Annotated in this window: 13 protein-coding genes, 2 tRNA genes and 1 pseudogene; 13 read left to right on the forward strand and 3 right to left on the reverse strand. The window is 38.8% G+C overall.

What is annotated here, in order from left to right; translation table 11 throughout:
• Nucleotides 1-29 precede the first annotated feature (29 nt).
• A pseudogene (locus tag QUE35_RS08885) lies at nt 30-1572 on the reverse strand (GNAT family N-acetyltransferase).
• A gap of 349 nt (nt 1573-1921) precedes the next feature.
• Here QUE35_RS08885 and QUE35_RS08890 point away from each other — a divergent pair.
• From QUE35_RS08890 to QUE35_RS08940, 11 genes are all read left to right on the forward strand, one after another.
• Nucleotides 1922-2356 (forward strand): T9SS type A sorting domain-containing protein, encoded by a 435-nt coding sequence (locus QUE35_RS08890; protein ID WP_022600012.1) that lies wholly within the window; start codon nt 1922-1924, stop codon nt 2354-2356.
• 16 nt (nt 2357-2372) lie between these two features.
• Nucleotides 2373-8483, forward strand: a complete 6111-nt coding sequence (locus QUE35_RS08895; protein ID WP_022600014.1) for an RHS repeat-associated core domain-containing protein — start codon at nt 2373-2375, stop codon at nt 8481-8483.
• A 27-nt stretch (nt 8484-8510) separates the two neighbouring features.
• Nucleotides 8511-8969, forward strand: coding sequence for a DUF3592 domain-containing protein (locus tag QUE35_RS08900; protein ID WP_022600016.1), 459 nt, complete (start codon nt 8511-8513; stop codon nt 8967-8969).
• Nucleotides 8970-8986: 17 nt separating this feature from the next.
• Entirely contained in the window at nt 8987-9400 is a 414-nt protein-coding gene (locus QUE35_RS08905; RefSeq protein ID WP_022600018.1) for a hypothetical protein, read from the forward strand.
• 151 nt (nt 9401-9551) lie between these two features.
• Complete coding sequence (locus QUE35_RS08910; RefSeq protein WP_009318321.1) at nt 9552-10451, forward strand: serine O-acetyltransferase; 900 nt, start codon at nt 9552-9554, stop codon at nt 10449-10451.
• A gap of 26 nt (nt 10452-10477) precedes the next feature.
• Nucleotides 10478-12028, forward strand: coding sequence for a THUMP domain-containing class I SAM-dependent RNA methyltransferase (locus QUE35_RS08915; RefSeq protein ID WP_022600020.1), 1551 nt, complete (start codon nt 10478-10480; stop codon nt 12026-12028).
• Nucleotides 12029-12049: 21 nt separating this feature from the next.
• Nucleotides 12050-14203, forward strand: coding sequence for a S9 family peptidase (locus QUE35_RS08920; protein ID WP_031258168.1), 2154 nt, complete (start codon nt 12050-12052; stop codon nt 14201-14203).
• A 20-nt stretch (nt 14204-14223) separates the two neighbouring features.
• Nucleotides 14224-15492: a phosphoribosylamine--glycine ligase gene (gene purD, locus QUE35_RS08925; RefSeq protein WP_022600023.1), complete on the forward strand. Its 1269-nt coding sequence runs from the start codon at nt 14224-14226 to the stop codon at nt 15490-15492.
• A gap of 4 nt (nt 15493-15496) precedes the next feature.
• Nucleotides 15497-16501, forward strand: a complete 1005-nt coding sequence (locus QUE35_RS08930; protein ID WP_009318325.1) for a hypothetical protein — start codon at nt 15497-15499, stop codon at nt 16499-16501.
• Nucleotides 16462-16911 (forward strand): YqaA family protein, encoded by a 450-nt coding sequence (locus QUE35_RS08935; protein ID WP_022390052.1) that lies wholly within the window; start codon nt 16462-16464, stop codon nt 16909-16911. Before QUE35_RS08930 ends, QUE35_RS08935 begins: the two co-directional genes overlap by 40 nt.
• Nucleotides 16912-17069: 158 nt before the next feature.
• Nucleotides 17070-17142 (forward strand) — tRNA-Gly (locus tag QUE35_RS08940).
• 171 nt (nt 17143-17313) lie between these two features.
• Here QUE35_RS08940 and QUE35_RS08945 read toward each other — a convergent pair.
• A complete protein-coding gene (locus QUE35_RS08945) occupies nt 17314-18609 on the reverse strand; it encodes an NCS2 family permease (protein ID WP_022600025.1) in 1296 nt (431 codons plus the stop codon).
• A gap of 213 nt (nt 18610-18822) precedes the next feature.
• Between QUE35_RS08945 and QUE35_RS08950 the strand changes: the two genes are divergently transcribed.
• A tRNA-Glu gene (locus QUE35_RS08950) sits at nt 18823-18895 on the forward strand.
• A 178-nt stretch (nt 18896-19073) separates the two neighbouring features.
• Complete coding sequence (locus tag QUE35_RS08955; RefSeq protein WP_009318329.1) at nt 19074-19343, forward strand: tetratricopeptide repeat protein; 270 nt, start codon at nt 19074-19076, stop codon at nt 19341-19343.
• 68 nt (nt 19344-19411) lie between these two features.
• Here QUE35_RS08955 and QUE35_RS08960 read toward each other — a convergent pair whose 3' ends face one another.
• Nucleotides 19412-21394, reverse strand: coding sequence for a glucosamine-6-phosphate deaminase (locus QUE35_RS08960; protein ID WP_009318330.1), 1983 nt, complete (start codon nt 21392-21394; stop codon nt 19412-19414).
• Between the last annotated feature and the right edge of the window lie 62 nt (nt 21395-21456).

A 21456-nucleotide genomic window follows, 5' to 3' on the forward strand; every position in this document is an offset into this window, starting at 1 on the left:
AATAGGACATTTTCTCCGCCGCATAGAAATCAGTTATTTTTCTTTTTTAACCGCAACTCATACAAATCTTGACGACGATCTTTCAGATTGCGGACACTTCCATAAGTATGCAGTTCATTCAATAAATCCAAATCAACATCTGAAATCAATATCATTTCGGTATTCGGAGTTGCTTCTGCCCGTTTCCCGTCATTCGGGAAAGCAAAATCACAAGGAGTAAATACCCCTGATTGAGCATACTGTATATCCATGATCATGCACTCTCGGAAGATTTCCTACGCTTCCGGCAATCGCAACAAAACATTCGTTTTCTATCGCCCGGGCTTGAGCACATACTCTCACTCGGGAATATCCCGTCTGCGTATCCGTAAGGAAAGGCACAAACAGAATCTGCATTCCTTGGTCAGCCATTAAACGGGACAATTCGGGAAATTCGACATCGTAGCATATCAATATACCTATACGTGCACAATCTGTCTCAAAAGTCTTCACCATGCTACCACCGGTCAACCCCCAACTCTTGATTTCATCCGGAGTAATATGCACTTTTTCATACATATCGTAACTCCCGTCTCTCCGGCACAGAAATCCGACATTATACAGGCCGTCTTCTTTAATTAACGGCATACTTCCGGTAATTATATTTATATTATAACTGATAGCCAGATTGATAAACCTGTCGCGAATCTCATTGGTATATTGCGCCAAAGAACGAATAGCTTCCGATTCTCCCAAATGATTGAACTTTGCCATCAACGGTGCATTGAAATATTCGGGGAATAATACAAAATCGCTTTTGTAATCCGATACGGCATCCACAAAAAACTCGACTTGTTCAAAAACATCATCTATGCTCTTATAGGGACGCATCTGCCACTGTACCAAACCTATTCGCACATTAGTTTTCGTTACTTTAAAGTCTTGAGTCGGTGGAGTATAATAAATATTATCCCATTGCAACAAAGTGGCATAATGCTTAGACTCCTCATCATTAGGCAGATAATTTGTCATTACCTTGCGCACATGAAAATCATTCGAAAGCTGAAAAGTCAGTACAGGATCATAAATCTCCTTCATTTTGACTTTCTGAATATACTCTTTCGGACGCATATCCGCAGCATATTTATGGTAATTCGGAATACGGCCTCCGAACATGATCGCTTTCAAATTAAGCCGTTCGCACAACTCTTTGCGATAATCATACATACGACGTCCTAAACGCAACCCTCGATAGTCGGGATGGATAAATACTTCTATCCCGTATAAAATATTTCCGTTAGGATTATGAGTGTCAAAAGTCTCGTTTCCGGTAACCCTTGCATACGTATGATCGTTTTTTACCAAATCATAATCAACGATTATAGAAAGAGCACATCCGACGATTTTCTCATCGACAACCGTTACAAACTGCCCTTCCGGAAAAATAGCGATCAGTTTTTCAATCTGCTGGTGAGTCCAAAAAACATCCGATCCGTCAGAGTAAACCCTACGGAACGACTGAGACAATTGAGTATAATCTGAAATCTGTAAATTGCGAATTTCTACCTTATTGATCTTGTGGGAAAGTTCCATATCAAAGATTTTAAAAAACGAACGCAAAGATATGAATTTGTCTGTCAAAAAAAGATATCTTTTTCATTCTCTTTTTAGGGAGTCTAAATTTTATTCAGGTCAACTTTGAACGTTTCTTTCAGAGATACTTTTCTGTTTTTACGAAAAGGATAACGAATTATTTAACGAGCGAAAACAGAAAAACAGACCGAAAAAAAACACAAAATGTTTCAACTATATTTTTTACAAAATTTAAATAAGTACTAAATAAAATTCTATTTCAAGCCCTTATGAAATTAAAAATTTAATATTAAATTTGTTGAAATATCTCTTTAGCAAGTTAACCATATTTATATATCCAAATTCCTGTATGAAACCTATATTAATACTATTTCTGATCGGTTTTAACTTCTATTTATTCGGGCAAAGACAAGTACATTATTCATATGATGCTTCCGGAAATCGAATTAAAAGAGAAATTATTCTGAATAAACTACAATCATATTCAGAACGTAAAAAGAATATACAAAAAGACACATCTTTTGTTTCTGAAAAACTATCCGGACAGATAGTAAAAATTTATCCCAATCCTACAAGAGGAATATTAACAGTTTGTTTTTCCGGAAAAACCGAAAATTTGACAGGTTCTGTACAAATTTGTTCGATAAGCGGACAAAATATACTATCTATGAAGATCTCATCTCCCATAGTTTCAATTGATCTAACTAAGAATATCCCCGGTACATATTTATTGAAACTCACACTGAATGGAGAAAGTTCTGTTTGGAAGATTATAAAAGAATAACCTTTTTATCCATATTATGAAAAATATATTACTTTCACTTGTATCTCTGATTACTTTTTCGTCATTCGCTCAAGTCATTGATTTGTCGGAAATTCCTCAAATATCAGTGACCGATTCTATTATTGCAAAAGAAATAAAATTAATAAAGAAAAATAACGATTCATACACTATCTTAAATAAGCAGAAAAAGCTTCCCAAAATCATTAATGTCTCAACTGCTGCAATCAATTCTGATAATAATATTTATGATGTCGGTAAAATAAATATTACTACTACAGTCAATGAAATGGGTGCAACTGTTCATGAAGTCCCTCTGTCCCTTCCGAACGGACGAAAAGATTGCATACCTGAAATATCTCTTGTTTATAACAGCCTTTCTCAAAATGGCATTTTGGGTTGGGGATGGTCTATAAAAGGATTATCAATGTTAAGGCCTACGAACTTCTCACAGTATTATGATGGAAAAGTATCCCCTATCGCATTAGATACTGCAGGAGTATTTATATTGGATGGAACACGTTTAATAAAAAAAGATACAGACCTTTACTTGTCGGAGCAGGGAAATATAAAAGTACGTTCGGAAATCGAAGACGGTTTGATAAATTCTTTTCGTGTGAATTATCCTGACGGAAAAATTGCCGAGTATGTTCCGGTTTTTAATGATGGAATAGAATATCCGATATCTCGACTGACAGACATATACGGTAATCATATAGATTATGATTACGATTATGACATACAGAATAAATTACATTATATATCTTCAATTTCTTATGGTGGCAGAGGTGATAAAAATAATTCGGGACATTATGTTTTTATTGAATTTCACTATATCGACGGTCGTCCCGATTCTACCAATACATATACTGCCGGTGTAAAACAAAAAAACAATAGACTTTTAGACGAAATCGTCATAAAATATCAACAACAAGTATTGCGAATCTATAAATTCACATATAAAAATGACCCTACGGTGCTAACCGAGATTAATTGCTGGTCGGAAAACTATGAAAAACGATTGCCCCCATTGCAATTTACATACGGATATAATCGGCCTGTACCTTCACTGAACAGCAGCGCCGCTACGGTTTCTACTTATTATGAATCGATGGATAATATGATTATTTCCACAGGAAAAATCCGTTATGGCAGTGATGATGACGGAATTTTGGTTTACCCAGACCCCGGATTAAGTTACAATCCTGTGGAAGAATATTATTACGTGAGTTTAATCCCGGAACACGAATTTTTATTGTATCCGAACTTAGGTAGCGGGACAAATTATGCTTTAACATTAACTACCGGAGCGGGGTTTATGAAAGCATTTGCTTCTAATGTTATTGGAACTGCGGACGATGAAATTGTCAAAATAAATAATATTGTTGAAAACGGAAATGATGTGGTCAGTGTTTCGATATATGATCAGGAATATTTATCCGGATCTTTACCTGTCAAAAAAAACATAAAATATATTTCAGGAAGAGCTCTCCGAAAAAAAAATACGGACAGTTTTTGTCCGAAAGTATTCTTACCTGGTGATTTTGATGGGGATGGAAAAAATGAAATTTTTGCGGTATCGATGATGAATCCGATGGAAATAACCCAAAATTCCAAATGTCTATTGTTAGATTTGGAAGACGAAGCCGGACCGGTATTTAATGAATATGTCTTCAATTTTAATTATGGTCATGAAATATTGGTTCCGATGGATTTTGATGGTGACGGAAAGATTGATATCTGTCATATCGGGGAAAATTTTTGGAACTTTTATTCATTCAAAAAAGAAAGTGATAAGTGGATTCTGGAACAAATATACAGTCGTCCATATTCACCTATCAACCCCAATAGCATGAGATACTTGTTTACGGATATTAACGGAGATAGAAAGACTGATATTTTGGTAGCACCCAATGCCACAATACATCGAACTCGGGAAGTACCTGTCTATTCACCCAAAGAATGTCCTGATTGCCATGGACAAGACTTCGGATATGAAGGAATCAATAGCAATACAGGAATCCCGGACATTTGGTGCTTCTCGTGTGAAAAATATATTCAGCCGGCAGATTACTGTATTGACTGCATGTATCCGGTATACAACACTTACGAATGTCCTACTCATGGCAAGACTGTAGAATATACGTTTAAAGAATATGATTATTTATGGGACATTTGGATTTCTACAGGATACGAATACGCATATAATAAACAGGTTTCTTTTTCTATTGAAAAAGATGATGATCTTATAACTCAGGATATGGACAATGATGGCATTCAAGATATTATTGTTCGAAAAAAATTGGGTGTATACAATATATTGGAAGTGCACTTGATAAAATCAGGAGTTATTTCTTCTACCGCCTCTTCAAAGTTTTCCTGCCGATTACCTGAAGGAGACATTATTTTGTCATCTTCTACTGTGACACAAGCATTAAATCACATGTTTCTGTACGGACTGGATAAAAATAAAGTTTATAAAATCAACTATGATGACGATCAAGGAGAAAGACGCTTGCTTACAAGAGTTATAAATAGTATGGGTAATCAAACAGACATTTATTTCCAAAAAATGAATGTCTCGGAACAATATATAAAAGGTAATTCTTCTATATATCCATATATCGATTTTAATGGTCCTGTTTGGATAACAGAAAGTTTGCAAACCTACAGCAAAGGAAATGAAGTCGATTACCATCGGTATACGTATGAAGAAGCAGTAGCAAATTTGCAAGGACTGGGCTTTTGTGGCTTTAAGACATTTACAGACTGGGATGTAATACGTACGAAGTCAAGGAAAAGATCTTTTGATCCGTATCAATTCAGATCATTGCTTACCGATAGTTCGGAAGAAACGCTATGGGTAGGAAAATATCAGATTGTCAAACATGAAGATAAACACGTTCAGGTTTTACTCACAGAGTCGGTAGAAACCGATCGATTAAATGGGAATATACAAAAAACTACCTATACGTATGATGATCTCGGATATCCGATTAAAGAGAATGTAGATTACGGAGAAAATTTTTCAAAAGAGGTAACATGGATATATAATCATTTTGATAACGATACGTTGTATAATTTAGGTGTGTGTATCTGGGAATTGATAAAAAAGCGCAAAACCGATACAGCAAAGCAAGAAGTAGCCGAATGTATCGTTCGCTCGTATGATAAAAACATTCAAGTCGGAGAGTCTGTCTACTATGCATCTGACATGAGACTTTTTAATCGACGTAGAAAACATGGAATAGTACAGGTATATGATGAAAATATGAATATAAAAGAGAAGAAGACTTTTTATTATTTGGACGGGAATACTCCTTTAGTAGAGAAATGGGAATATGATGCTTTGGGAAGAGTCATTAAGAATACGAATCCTGTAGGATTGGAGAAAACTTATCAATATGATGCTTTGGGAAATATTCTAACGGAACAAGATAATAAAAATAGAAAAATCCATTACACTTATGATGTATGGGGACGTCAGGTATCCGTAATATATCCTGACGCTACAACAGAAAAAATTACCCGGGCTTGGACAGAAACTCCTATAAATGCAAAAACCGTAGAAACTATCGAAAAATCGGGAGAGCCGGTAAAAAAAATTTTTTATGACACGTTTGGCAGGGAGGTTCGTCAAAGCGAAGAACGCTTTGATGGAAAATTTTTAAACATAGACAAGATATATGACACATGGGGGCGTTTATATAAAACATCATTACCGTCCCGTTCCGATGCTCCTTCTCTTTGGAATGAGACAGAATATGATCGTTATGACCGCCCTATACGAAAACATTACGCTTCGGGCAAAAATGAAATTTATGAATATGGTCAAAATACGATAAAAGAAATCAAAAATGGAATTACGGTTACAAAAACATACAATTCGCTGAAACAATTGATAAAAATTTCGGATGCGACAGGAGATATCGTATATGATCTGAGAGTCGACGGTCTGCCAATGTCAATTACGTCTCCGGGAGAAGTTGTTACGTCTTTTAAATATACTCCATTGCGCCAAAAGGAGACAATATCGGATCCGAGCGCAGGATTGATACAATTAACATATTTCTCTAACGGATTACTCAAGTCAAGAAAAGAGGCAAATGGGAATGAAACACAATATGAGTATGATATCTATCGGCGTAAAATAAAACAGACAATATTAAAAGCCGGACAACCGGAATCTGTTACGTCTTTTGTCTATGATAATGAAAATCGATTAAAAAGCGCTATTGACAATCGAAATATCGGACACACTTATGTTTACGATAATTTAGGCCGTTTGCAATCCGATACGACAATTATAAAAGAAAATAGGATTTATCGCACATATAAGTACAATAGTTCAGGAAAAGTAGGTGCAATCACGTATGCCAGTGAAAAGACATCGCCTGTTACTGTTGAAAACGGTTATGTAAAGGGGCATAAGATTGCTATTCGGGTCGGAGGAAATAAAATCGCTTGGAGATTAAGCACGGAAAACGATATGGGATTACCTTCAAAAACGATTACCGGGCCATTGACCCGGACTTTTGAATATGATGAATTCGGTTTTCCGACAGGGAAAGTCGTCAAATGCGGCAGTCGTATAATTCAAGATATAAGTATGAGTTTTGATTACGGTACGGGAAATCTGAAATGGAGAAAAGATAATGTCCGCAACTTGAAAGAGGATTTTGGCTATGACGAATTAAATCGATTGATTTCCTTTGACGGAAAAACGATAACGTATGACGTTAAGGGTAATATCTTAAATCACTCTGAAGTCGGAGAGTTTGAATATAGCGAAAGTAAACCGTACGCGATAGAAACGGTAAATCTTTACGGGAACGGTATCCCTTCTGACGTTCAGGAAATTTCGTATAACGGCTTGTCTCTTCCGGAAAAAATTTCCGAAGGAGGTCAAATATTTAATTTCCTTTATGACTATGCGGGTGTACGGGTAATGTCCGGAAATAAATTTTATTTAGAAAATAAATATGAAGAAAGATCAGATACACAAAAGGACTCAGGAGTTGTTTTATATCTTGACGGAGATGCCTACTCGGCATCAGTTGTTTTGTCCGATAAATATTTCTCGTGGGAAGAAAAAGGGCTTATATTTCTTTGTCGAGACCATTTGGGAAGCATCACGCATATTGTTAATGAAAACGGATTTGTTGAACAAGAATTGAGTTATGATCCATGGGGACGATTACGCAATCCTGACACCCATGAGTTATATTCCCGGGAAAAAGAGCCTTCATTAGTACTGGGACGTGGTTATTGCGGACATATACATTTACAAAATTTCGGGTTAATCGATATGAATGCCCGGCTGTATGACCCGGTAATAGGACGCTTTCTCAGTCCCGATCCCTATGTGCAGATGCCGGATTTCAGTCAGAACTTTAACCGTTACACCTATTGCTTGAACAATCCGTTGGTTTATAAAGATGAGAATGGGAAATGGATTTTCTCTCTCTTTTTAGGTCCTGTAGGGGTTATAATCGATGCAGCTTTATGGAGTGCTACGATCAATTATGTTTCTCAGGGTATAGCGAATTTGGCTACTGGAGAGTATACTCCAAAAGAAGCTTTCACATCACAGATTGACTTTTTTGATGTTTTTGTTTCCGGCATTACCGGAGGCATTACCGCTGGGTTAGGTACAAGTTCTCAAGTTGTGAAAACCATGAAATATGTGACCCCATTGCTGACCAATACGTTCGAATACAAGGTTGGAGAGGGATTTTCAATCGCCCCTTATCAGGAAATCATTGTCGGTACTGTTGCGGATGTAGGAATGACCGGATTCCTGGATTGGAAAGCGGATAAGTTGGGTAAAATGTTTCCTTCGAAAACCGATTTGCCGGGAAAGAGTTGGAAAAATTCTTTTTTGAAAAATAATTATAAATCGTTTACATTAGACCTCGGGGCAAGTACAGGATCTCAAATCGGAGCAAAAGCAGTTTCTACAAGATGGATGAATAGCATTGATAATTTAAATAATAATATAAGTTATCCCATACCGACACAACCGGTTTATATGAATAATCCGTGGTGGTACAATCTGCCGTCCGGCTTTACGAGAGGTGTAGAATTGCCAGAAGAGGAGGATACCTTAAAAGAAGCTTTATCGCTTTAAAAAATTGTAATTAAAAGATTATTAAACATGGGTGGAATAAAGTGGATTAAAAAAACGATAAATAAATATCCTAAAATAAAGGATATTCTGATTGCGATATTAATTATGTCGGGACTCGGACTTCTTTTTGGTTCTATTTATTGGGGAATTCAACGAGAGGAAGCAGAGTATGATATTATTCGTCAAAATAAAGGTATTGCCGAGGCGGTTATTTATAAAGTCAAATACCTGAAGAAAAAAAATTATTCAGCAAGTATAATATTTTATGTCGGGAATAAACGGTATGTTCCGTATTCGATACCTTTTGATAAAATGCCGCCTTTGGGACTCCGTGTACCAATATGGTATAATCCTGATGATCCGAAAATGAATATGAGAGCCGAAGATGCGAGGATGGACTCTATATTGCAAGATCCGGTAAAATTTTATGAACGTCAGGTACGGGAGGATTCATTGGAGTGGAAACTTATACTTCCGATCGATTAACTTTATAATAACATATCATGTCGAAAAAGAAATTATCTAATTTATTGTTCATCATTTTGGTTATAATTTGGGGGTGGTGGTTTACAAAATCGTTACGTACACGAAGTATGATGAGAAAGAATAACACGCTTGCTTGGGCTTTGATTGTGAAAGTGGATACCTGTGAAACGATATACGGTGATACGGAATATGAAGCGGAATGTCGTTATAAAGTCGATGGCAAGGAATACACGATCACTTATCCGGGTTTTAAGCGGAGTCCTTGGGTGGGAATGCCGGTCCCGATATATTACAATGAGGAATCTCCGGAACGGAATACATATTTGGGGGAAAATACGGAGATTATACAGTATGCTCCGGAAGAATTCCACCAACTTTATTTGTATGAATTAAAAAGACAAAAATTAAAACAAAATCAAAACAAGAAATGACAAATTCTCGAAAAAACATCGTGACCCATTATAGGAAACAGAAAAATCCAGTTAGACACTTCGGACTCTAACCTAACTTTTAGTCCGGAATATCCGCGATATTTTGTAACTTTGCAAAGAATGTCTTTTTAATAAAACCGAAAAAAAGAATATGAACCCGCACAAATACTCCGATGTAATCACCTCTACCGTAGAACAGCTATCGGAATACGAGTCTTTCAAGACTCTATGCCATCAACATCATGACGGAGAACCGATGCCTTCAGAAAAAGTTTTACACGAAATTATCGAATTGTGCAGGTCTTTGATTTTTCCGGGCTATTTCGGACATTCTACAATCAACCGTCGTACAATTTCATATTATGTCGGTGTAGGTACGGAACGTTTGTTCGAACTATTGACCGAACAGATACTGGCAGGTCTTTGTTTCGCTTGCGACCGCAAAAAATACACCAGTCTTGAAAATATGCGGGAATCGGCAAACGAGAAATCGGCAGAGTTTATCAAATCCCTGCCCGAACTACGCCGTCTGCTGGCTACCGATGTGATCGCTGCTTATAACGGAGATCCGGCAGCGGAGAGTTACGGAGAAGTCATCTTTTGCTACCCTGCAATACGGGCTATCAGCAATTACCGCATTGCTCACTGTCTTATTCAATTGGGAGTACCGCTTATTCCTCGAATGATTTCCGAAATGGCTCATTCCGAAACAGGTATAGATATACATCCGGCCGCTACAATCGGAGAATATTTCACTATCGATCACGGAACGGGAGTCGTTATCGGAGCAACTGCAATTATAGGCAATAACGTGAAAATTTATCAAGGGGTAACTCTCGGTGCAAAAAGTTTCCCTCTTGACGAAAACGGGAATCCGATCAAAGGTATTCCTCGACATCCGATTATCGGGAACAATGTCATTATTTACTCCAATGCCTCTATTTTAGGCCGCATTACAATCGGAGAAGGCGCTACGATCGGCGGTAACATCTGGGTTACGGAAAACGTTGAACCCGGAGCTCGCATTTTACAACAAAAAGCAGAAAAATAAATACGCAAATATAAAGTTTTATCAGGGTGAAAAACGAGAAATTTGAAATTATCGCTAAAACATTGCAAGGGTTAGAGGATATTCTGGCTCAAGAAATTGCCGAACTGGGCGGAGAAGATATCGAAATCGGCAAACGCATGGTATCTTTCAAGGGGGATAAACAGCTTTTATATAAAACGAATTTATGTTGTCGGACGGCATTGCGTGTTCTCAAACCGATTTTCTCATTTACTGCATCCGATACAGATGAGGTTTATGAAAAAATCAAGTCTTTCGACTGGCATCAATATCTGTCTCCCGAACAAACATTCTCTATCGAATCTGTCGTTTTTTCGGAAGAATTTAAACATTCGAAGTTCGTCACCTATCGTGCTAAAGATGCCATCGCCGACTTTTTCATGGAAAAAACAGGTAAACGCCCGTCGGTCCGGCTCAACAATGCCGATCTCATATTGAACTTGCATATCGCACATAACACCTGCACTCTATCTCTCGACAGTTCCGGCGAATCGCTACACAAAAGAGGATACAGAGTCGCACAAACCGAAGCTCCCATTAATGAAGTTTTGGCAGCCGGCCTTATTCTTAAATCGGGATGGAAAGGTGAAAAAAATTTCATAGACCCCATGTGCGGTTCAGGAACGATCTTGATCGAAGCCGCCCTGATCGCAACAAATACAGCACCGGGAATCTATCGGAAAGACTTCGCATTCGAACGGTGGAATGATTACGATGAAGAGCTTTTTGACACTCTTTATAATGATGACAGCAACGAAAAAGAATTCAATTTCAAGATTTACGGTTCTGACATTTCACCCAAAGCTATTGCTATCGCCCGAGAAAATATAAAAAGCGCCGGAATGGCTAAGTATATCGATCTGCAGGTAAAACCTTTTCAACAATATACCGAAGCGCCCGAAAACGGAATATTGATAACAAATCCTCCTTACGGAGAACGCATCTCGTCAAAAGACCTGTTGGGATTATATGAAATGATAGGTTCCCAACTTAAACACGTATTCAAAGGCTATGATGCTTGGATTATCAGTTATCACGACGAATGTTTCAATAAAATAGGCCTGAAACCCGCTATTTGCATAAATATGATGAACGGTTCATTAGAATGCGAATACCGGAAATACGAAATTTTCGAAGGTAAATATAACGACTTCAAACGCGAGACAGGAGGATTCAAGGAGAAAAAGAAAGACAGTGAATCTACCGAGTTCAAGAAACGGGAATATCGCTTCAAAGAAAGGAACAATGAAAAGGCAGAAAAGCGTTTACCTTATCGAGACAAAGAACCTTTCACCAAAACAGAGACCCGTTTCAGAAAGAAAAAAGACGATTTCGAGAAACAGCCGGAAAATAAGAGAGAACGGAAAGACAGCAGCATTCCCGAATGGCATGGAGAAGAAGCCGTGAAAAAGTTCGTCACATTCAGACAGCCCTCTATCGGCCGCACTCCTTCTGAAGATAACCGTCCCGGCTGGAAAAAACTTCGAGACAAGAACCTAGCACGGAAAGAAAAAGAACAGATGAAAAAATCACGTAAAAGGAATTATCCCGATAAGTAACAAACAAAAATGATTTATTGAATGAAACTCCGTTTTTTATTTATATTAGCAATCACTCAATTTATGGCTGTATCGGCTCAACTTAAAGAATTTTCACTCGATAACCTGATGCCCGGAGGCAAAACTTACGCTCGATTCGTGCCGAAAAATATAAAGCAACTACAATTTCTCGGAGAAAATTATATTTATCAAAAAGGTGATTCTATAATGATCGTAAAACCGGGAAATCATAAAGAAAAGGTTCTTGTTACCGTAAAGGATATAAACCGGTTTATTGCGGAAAAAGGGCTGAAACCTGTCGGATCGATGCCCAGAATATCAGTGTGGGAAGACGGAAAAGAAAACGGAATATCGTTTTTACATGACAAGCATTTTATCCATTTATCTGCCGACGGCAGCTCTATCGAACAGCTTTATCCATTGGAAAAAGGAGACACCGATTTCGACTTTGACCCGCACAAACGCCAATATGCCCTGACCAATGAGAACGGACTATATATTATATCGCCAAACGGAGAACGGATAACCGTAGGTAAAGATTCGAACGGCTATATTTCGATGGGTGCAAATAACGTACACCGGAATGAATTCGGGATCAAGAAAGGTACTTTTTGGTCTCCGAAAGGAAATGCTCTTGCATTTTACCGGATGAATGAAACCATGGTAGGCGACTATCCATTAGTAGATATTTCGGCAAGAGAAGCTAAATTGAAAAATATCAAATACCCGATGGCAGGCATGCGGAGTCACGAAGTAACAGTCGGTGTTTTTCGTCTTTCAGACAGAAATACCGTATATCTGCATACAGGAACTCCTAAAGACCGTTATTTTACTAATATAACATGGTCGCCCGATGAAAAAGAAATTTATATACAAGAATTGAACCGCCGTCAAGACACTTGCCTTGTCGAAGTATATGATGCTGCTTCAGGAAAGCATCTCCGCACTTTGTTTACCGAAACAAATGAAAAATATGTAGAACCGGAAAATCCGCTGATTTTCATTCCCGGAAAACCCGAATTATTTATTTACACTTCCCGAAAAGACGGTTACCGGCATCTATATCTTTACGACACATCGGGAAAAATGATCCGGCAAATCACTCGGGGAGAATGGGAAGTCCTTTCGGCAGAAATAGATCCGACAGGAAAATACTTGTATATCACCTCTACCGAAGCATCTCCTCTGGAAGTGAATTTATACCGGGTAACTCTCTCAAACGGAAAACGGGAAAGACTGACTCCTGCAAACGGCGTACACACCCCCCTGATGAGCAAATCGGGACGATATATGATAGACCGTTACAGTAACCATAATACTCCCCGCATGATCGATTTCTCCGATCTGAAAACAGGTAAAACAAAAAATCTATTATGTGCGCCCGACCCTTATGACGGTTATGCAATGCCGGATATAAAGTGCGGGACAATAAAGGCGGCGGACGGAAAAACAGACTTATATTACCGTCTTACACAACCGGCAAAAATCGAAACCGGTAAGAAATACCCTGTCATCGTATATGTGTATGGAGGCCCTCACGTCCAACAAGTTCGGGATGGCTGGAAGTGGGATGCCAGAGGCTGGGATATTTATATGGCAAATCGGGGATATATTATCTTTACAATAGATGGAAGAGGATCGGCAAACCGGGGATCGGCATTCGAAAACGTTACTCATCGGCAGCTTGGAAAGATTGAACTGCAAGATCAGATGGAAGGTATAAAATGGCTGAAATCTCTACCGTATGTCGATGAAAACAGAATCGGTGTACACGGATGGAGTTTCGGCGGATTTATGACCACGAATATGATGCTGAACAATCCCGAAACATTCAAAACCGGTGTTGCCGGAGGTCCTGTAATCGACTGGAAATATTATGAAATAATGTACGGGGAACGTTATATGGGATCGCCTAAAGAGAATGCACAAGGATATGAAAACAGTAATTTGAACCGTATTGCAGGAAACCTTCAAGGACATTTATTGCTGATACACGGAGATCAAGATCCGGTCGTAGTCTGGCAACACAGCTTGTCTTTTTTAAAAAGTTGCATTCAATCCGGGACATATCCCGACTACTTTGTATATCCGGGACACTTCCATAATGTATTGGGTCCTGACCGGGTACATTTATATGAAAAAATAACTCGGTATTTTGATGATTATTTAAAATAAACTAAGAAAAACAGACAATAATGAACATTTTGTTATTAGGATCAGGAGGCCGGGAAAACGCTCTGGCATGGAAAATAAAACAAAGTCCGAAAGTAAATAAACTATATATTGCCCCGGGCAATGCAGGAACAGCGTCGATCGGCATCAACATAGCTCTGTCGGCATCCGATTTTGACGGTATCCGTCAGTTTGTCCTCGACAATAACATAAATATGGTCGTAGTAGGACCTGAAGACCCATTGGTAAAAGGTATATACGATTATTTCAAAAACGATCCGGAATTAAATAAAATTCCGGTAATAGGACCATCAAAAGAGGGTGCACGACTCGAAGGGAGCAAAGACTTCGCCAAAGCATTTATGATGCGTCATCATATCCCCACCGCCCGCTATGCAAGTTTCACGGCCGAGCAGTATGACAAAGCATGCGCTTTTCTCGACACATTGGAAGCTCCGTACGTACTGAAAGCCGACGGATTGGCAGCCGGGAAAGGTGTACTGATCATTCCCGACTTGGACGAAGCGAAACGGGAACTGAAAGAAATGCTCGGCGGTATGTTCGGAGAAGCGAGCAGCACGGTCGTCATAGAAGAATTTTTATCCGGAATCGAATGCTCGGTCTTCGTTCTTTCCGATGGCAATTCTTATAAAATACTCCCTGAGGCGAAAGACTACAAACGGATCGGGGAAGGCGATACCGGATTGAATACGGGAGGTATGGGTGCGGTTTCTCCCGTACCGTTCGCTGATGCCGAATTTATGAAAAAAGTCGAAGACCGTATCGTAAAACCGACAATAGAAGGCCTGAAAGCCGAAAATATCGAATACAAAGGTTTTATATTCCTCGGTCTTATCAATGTGAAAAACGAACCGATGGTAATAGAGTATAACGTGCGAATGGGAGATCCCGAAACCGAAGCGGTAATGCTCCGTATAGCTTCCGATTTGGTCGAACTATTCGAAGGTGTAGCCGAAGGCAAACTATCCGAAAAAGAACTCCGAGTCGATCCTCGCTCCGCAGTAACGGTTATGCTCGTATCGGGAGGTTATCCGGGTAATTATGAAAAAGGGAAAATAATCACCGGAATCGACCGGATAAACGACAGTATCTTGTTCCACGCCGGGACAGCATTGAAAGACGGGAACATCGTCACGAACGGAGGTCGCGTTATCGCCGTAAGCTCTTATGGAAAAGATAAAAACGAAGCTCTTGCGACATCATTTAAGAATGCGGAAAAAATCTCCTTCGAAAAGAAATATTTCCGCCACGATATAGGTTTTGACCTTTAACAATATGAGGGAAGACAAGCTATACAATATTTCGGGCAGTACTACCACCATTACATTCAGTGTGGTAGCTGCCTGTTTGTTATCTTTGGTAGCTTACTTCTTTTACGAGCCGCAGGTATCCGGCACAGAAGGCTTGCTGTCTTTTTTGTTCAACAGAATACATACCGAGCATATCCGTATTATTATCAATCTGGGAGCAATCTTGATAAGCAGTTTATTACTCCTATGGATCAATAACATATATACGATCGTTAGAGCGCATTCATCGCTTCCTTTGCTGTTTTTCTTATTACTTGAATGTTCTAATCCCGAACTGACTTCAGAATTACGAATCGGCAATATTCTCGTACCGGTGATCTTATTGTCCATAGCACTTCTTTACAGTACATATCAAAATATTCGCCCGCAGAATCAAGCTTTTACCTTTTCCCTGCTTATTACAGCCGGTTTTCTGTTTTGGACACCGTTAATATTCTTTCTCCCGATATTCTGGATCGGATTATATCAGACCCGGGCATTAAATTCTAAAACATTTTTTGCGTCCATAATCGGAATTATTACGGTTATATGGCTCTTTTACGGAGGGCATTTCATTTGGAATTATCCGTTATCATTCGATAAAATATTCAAAACCGCCGGGACAATACATTGGCTACATGACGAAGGCGAATTTTCTCAGTTATTATATCTCTTACCGACAATCGCCATCGGATTCATTGCTGGCATAAGCAGCCTTTATAAGCATTACAGCGACAAAATATGTACTCGCGTTTACAACGAGTTTATCAATGTCTTATCTGTGTGTACAACAATATTCATCGGGTTGAATATTTCGGAGTTTTACAACTTCCTGCCTTTTTTAAATGTATATGTAGCAATACAAGCATCACACCTCTTCAATAACATTACCAACAAGGTAATGGTTTATTTGTTCTATACCATTATATTCATTTACCTATTATTCTATTTATGGATTTTATTGCAGGACTTAGTGAGTGGGGTTATATAGGGCTTTTCATAGCAGGTTTTCTTGCCGGAAGCATTCTTCCGTTTAGTTCAGAAGTCGTATTAGGCCTACTGCTATATGCCGGATATAACGAGTGGGGATGTCTCGCTTCGGCAACTGCCGGAAATTGGCTGGGAGGAGTAACCTGCTATTATATAGGACGACTGGGAAAAGTCGAATGGATAGAGAAATATCTGCGCATTAAGAAATCGAGTTTGGATAAAACTCAAAAATTTTTGCAAGGGAAAGGAGCTCTGATGGCTTTTTTCGTCTTTCTTCCTGCCGGAGGAGATCTGATCATCGTCACATTAGGGCTTATGCGTGCCAATGTACTTATTACAAATTTATCGATGCTTGCAGGCAAATTCCTCCGTTATTACTGTGTTGCCAAAGGCATCGACTTCTTTATGTAGATTTTAAATGCCTGTCTAAATTTTACCCGGAGTCAACTTTGAAAAGCTCTTTATCAGAAAACTTGAACAGCCTCTTACATCACTAAACAAAAAAAGATTTTTACAGAATATACATTGAAATAAAAAAAATTGTATCTTTGTCCACGTCAAAAAGAAATGCGGCAGTAGCTCAGTTGGTAGAGCATCAGCTTCCCAAGCTGAGGGTCGCGGGTTCGAGTCCCGTTTGCCGCTCTTGATAAACAGCTATTTGCATATTTTGTAAATAGCTGTTTTTTTATTTATAATGGATTTCGGTACGTGTGTAAATTAATATTTATCCCCCAAATACCCTCAAAAAAATTCACAAAAACACTCCGAACAAAATTTAAACAGATTCTAAAATACATTTTATCGGATATTGTGCTACGCCAAAATAAGATCTATAATAAACAATATAGCGAGAATATACATCGTAAGGGTAATCTGCTTATATTTCCCACAGAACAACTTCAACAACACATAACAAAGCAATCCCAAAATGATACCGTTGGCTATCGAATAGGTCAGCACCATCATAATAATCGTAACAAAAGCCGGGAGAGCTTCTGAAATATCGGACAAATTTATCTTACCGATAGAATCCATCATAAATACACCGACTAAAACAAAAGCTCCGGTCGTAGCTGCTCCGGGTATCAATAGAAAAACAGGAGCAAAAAAGAGCGCCAGAATAAAAAGCAAACCGGTAATCAGAGAAGTAACGCCCGAACGCCCTCCTTCCGCAATACCCGAAGCACTTTCTACATAAGTCGTGACAGTAGAACTTCCTAACATCGAACTGATCGTAGTCCCGATAGCATCGGACATCATGGCTTCTTTCACATGGGGAATATGTCCATTTTTATCCATAATTCCTGTTTTCGTAGCAAGTCCGACCAAAGTTCCCAGCGTATCGAATATATTCATAAACAACAATGTGAAAATGATAATTGCCATATCTAAAGTAAAGAAGCCTTCAAAATCGAATTTACAAAATGTAGGGGCTATGGAATGAGGCATGGAAACGGGTATAAAATTTTCCGGTATCTCGGTAACACCTAACGGTATACCGGCAATCGTACACAAAAGAATGCTGTAAAACAGAGCGCCTTTTACCTTCTTTATCAATAACACGGCACTCAGCAATATTCCGAAAATAGCTAATAAAGATATAGGAGTAAAATGCCCTAATGCCACGAATGTCGAAGGGTTCGATTCTATAATGCCGGCATTCTTTAATCCTATAAAAGCGATAAACATTCCGATTCCGGCAGATATAGCGTGCCTGAGGTTCACCGGAATACTATTCAGTATTATTTCTCTGACATTTAACAGTGTAATCAATATAAATATAAGTCCTTCTACAAACATCGCTGTCAATGCCGTTTCCCAAGAATAACCCATACCCTGCACTAAGGTAAAAGCAAAGAAAGCATTCAGCCCCATACCCGGAGCTTGGGCAAAAGGTAATTTTGCCATCCAAGCTAACAAAAGCGTAGCGATAGCGGCAGCAAGGGCTGTGGCGGTAAAGATTGCCCCTTTATCCATACCCGTAATGCTCAACATTGCCGGATTTACAGCCAAAATATAGCTCATTGTCAAAAAAGTCGTAATTCCTGCAATTATTTCTGTGCGTAGGTTCATCGTCTGCTTATTGAACCCGAATATTTTTTGTAACATACACAAAACAGTATCGTATTTATAATCGAATAATGAACTTATTATCCAAGTTACAAATGTAATAAAAGTATTACTCCCTATTTTAATTTTTTAGATAAGAAGGTATATCGAACCAAAATATTCTCACTTAAAGAGATATTTTAAATTTTCCAAAAAAAATCAATATTCGAGAACATCGATTTAAAATTTTATATACATTTGCTGCATATTTATGGCGGTGTAGTGTAGTGGCCTAGCATGTAACATTCTCATTGTTGAGACCCGGGTTCGATTCCCGGCTCCGCTACAAAAAAAAGAGATTATCGACAACGGTAATCTCTTTTTATTCTGCCTTTCCCCCAAAAAGGTGGGTGTACTTCTCCAGATAAAAACTCTGTTCTCGTAAAAACGTTAATTATTCCACTTTAGGGCCTATTTAAAGTTTAATCTGATCAAAAAGCGTATATTTGTAAAAACGGCAGAATATGGAAACAACAGACATAATAAAAGATTTAATCGCTGAAAACAGATTGGAAGAGGCTATCGAATTGCTCAATCGGCGTATCGAACAAAATGAGAAAGACGATGAGGCGTATTATTTGTTAGGTAATATTTTTAGAAAGAAAGGAAACTGGAAACAAGCGACTTTTTACTATTTAAGCGCTACGGAGATAAACCCCGAAAGTCCGGCCAAACAGGCTCAAGAGGTACTTGTCGACATCCAAAATTTCATGAATCCGGATTTTAATCCATAATCATAAAAAACGAGCTGCCCCACTTAAAAATGAGACAGCCCGCTTTCTTTCTACTACTCTTTATAATATTATCGCAACGGATGATATTCTACAAAAGCCTCTATCGCTTCGTACGAAGCCAAACCAAGACTGGTATATAAGTCTGCCGTTGCCTTATTCCGGTCTTCTGCCCGTTGCCAGAAAAGACGTTCGTCATCACCAAGGAACGGTGCACTTTCCATTTGCGACTGATGTTTCAAGATAGAATTTCGTTTTTGGCGTAATTCTTCCGGACTGATAGGTACAGCCATCTCGATGTGGTCGATTTCCCATTCTGCCCATGCACCGCGATACATCCATATACGGCAATTCTTCATCCATTCCTCATCCTTGATATCGTCAATAGCCGCAAGAACCGCATCCAAACAAACACGATGAGTGCCATGAGGGTCGGCCAAGTCTCCGGCAACAAAAATCTGATCCGGCTTAATTTTTTCAAGAAGATCTTTGACAATATCTCTATCTACCTCGGTCAAATCTCCTTTTTTAATTGTTCCCGTTTCATAAAACGGCAAATTCAGGAAATGAACATTTTCCGGTTTCACACCGATATAATTACATGCAGTACGCGCTTCTCCCTGACGAATCAACGTTTTCAGATGGCGAATATCGGGTGTATCTATGTCCCCGTCCTTTTTCTCTTTTACAAATTTAGTTATTTCCGCATGTTTAGCCATAAATTCCGGAGTATCGAAGCAAAAATCTTTTGCGATTCCTCCCATAAGCATTACATAACGCATCATATCTTCGTCTCCGACTGCGATATTTCCCGATGTTTCATAAGCAACATGTACATCATGATGTTGATCTACCAGACGTTTTAATGTGCCTCCCATAGAGATCACATCGTCATCAGGATGCGGGCTGAATACAATAACTTTCTTAGGATAAGGTTTCGCCCGTTCAGGTCGGAAAGTATCATCGGCATTCGGTTTTCCACCCGGCCACCCGGTAATAGTATGCTGCAAATCATTAAATATCTTGATATTTACATTATATGCCGAACCGAAAAGCGCCAACAATTCGCTCAAACCGTTATCATTATAGTCTTTATTCGTTAATTTCAAAATAGGTTTGCCCGTAATACGGCAAAGCCATACGATAGCCCGACGAATCAATTTATCGTCCCATTCGCAAGAAGTAACCAACCAAGGAGTACTTAAACGTGTCAGGTGTTCTGCTGAAGAAAGGTCTAAAACGAATTTAGACTCTTTATGGGATTGCAGAAAACTTGCCGGAACGGTATCGGATGCAGGAGCTTCGATCGCTTGTCTCACATAGGGACTTATTGTCTCGCCCCAACCTACGACAATCACTTTTTTCGCACCCAAAAGAGTCGAAATACCCATCGTAATAGCACTATGAGGAACTGCCTCATTGGAGTGGAATAATTTTGCAAAATTGTGGCGAGATTCGCTACCTAACAACATCAAACGGGTAGAAGAATTGATTTGAGAACCCGGTTCGTTAAATGCCAGATTTCCGGAAGGTCCGAACTCCACTAATGTAAGATCAAGTCCGCCTAATTTTTCGATTTTCTTTTCATAATCTTTACAAAAATCGAAAATCGACTCCTTAGCAATAGTCCCATCCGGAGTATATACATTTTGAGGATCGATATCTATCAAATCGATCAATACTTCATGCAATAACTTCGATGTTCCGGGAGCATCTGCCTCTAATGGAAAAAACTCGCTGACATTGAATATAATAGTATTAGAGAAGCTTAAACCTTCATTTTGATGCATACGCACCAATTCGCGATATACACCATGAGTTCCGGCACCTGATCCTAATGCTAAAACACAAAAACGTCCCTCTTTCTCACGGGTACGCATTAAATCGGCAACTTCACGAGCTACTTGCAATGCTCCCTCTTCGGAGCTTTCATAAATTTCAGTAAATACTTTTTCAAAACGCGTAAGAGCGGTAAGTTCGAACGCATTATCCGGCCGATAGTAACGTTTCGGCGTTCTGTCTAATTTGATTTGAGAGCTTAAATTTGCTTTCATAGTATGGGTTTATTAAATTTAGAATAACAAAGATATATATTATTACCCACAAAAAGTACATT

The organism is Coprobacter fastidiosus (genome assembly GCF_030296935.1).
Lineage (GTDB): Bacteria > Bacteroidota > Bacteroidia > Bacteroidales > Coprobacteraceae > Coprobacter > Coprobacter fastidiosus.

Coding starts and splice junctions, on each gene's coding strand:
- QUE35_RS08890 (WP_022600012.1), top strand. CDS start 1,922: ATGAAACCTATATTAATACTATTTCTGATCGGTTTTAACTTCTATTTA.
- QUE35_RS08895 (WP_022600014.1), top strand. CDS start 2,373: ATGAAAAATATATTACTTTCACTTGTATCTCTGATTACTTTTTCGTCA.
- QUE35_RS08900 (WP_022600016.1), top strand. CDS start 8,511: ATGGGTGGAATAAAGTGGATTAAAAAAACGATAAATAAATATCCTAAA.
- QUE35_RS08905 (WP_022600018.1), top strand. CDS start 8,987: ATGTCGAAAAAGAAATTATCTAATTTATTGTTCATCATTTTGGTTATA.
- QUE35_RS08910 (WP_009318321.1), top strand. CDS start 9,552: ATGAACCCGCACAAATACTCCGATGTAATCACCTCTACCGTAGAACAG.
- QUE35_RS08920 (WP_031258168.1), top strand. CDS start 12,050: ATGAAACTCCGTTTTTTATTTATATTAGCAATCACTCAATTTATGGCT.
- purD (WP_022600023.1), top strand. CDS start 14,224: ATGAACATTTTGTTATTAGGATCAGGAGGCCGGGAAAACGCTCTGGCA.
- QUE35_RS08930 (WP_009318325.1), top strand. CDS start 15,497: ATGAGGGAAGACAAGCTATACAATATTTCGGGCAGTACTACCACCATT.
- QUE35_RS08935 (WP_022390052.1), top strand. CDS start 16,462: ATGGATTTTATTGCAGGACTTAGTGAGTGGGGTTATATAGGGCTTTTC.
- QUE35_RS08945 (WP_022600025.1), bottom strand. CDS start 18,609: ATGTTACAAAAAATATTCGGGTTCAATAAGCAGACGATGAACCTACGC.
- QUE35_RS08955 (WP_009318329.1), top strand. CDS start 19,074: ATGGAAACAACAGACATAATAAAAGATTTAATCGCTGAAAACAGATTG.
- QUE35_RS08960 (WP_009318330.1), bottom strand. CDS start 21,394: ATGAAAGCAAATTTAAGCTCTCAAATCAAATTAGACAGAACGCCGAAA.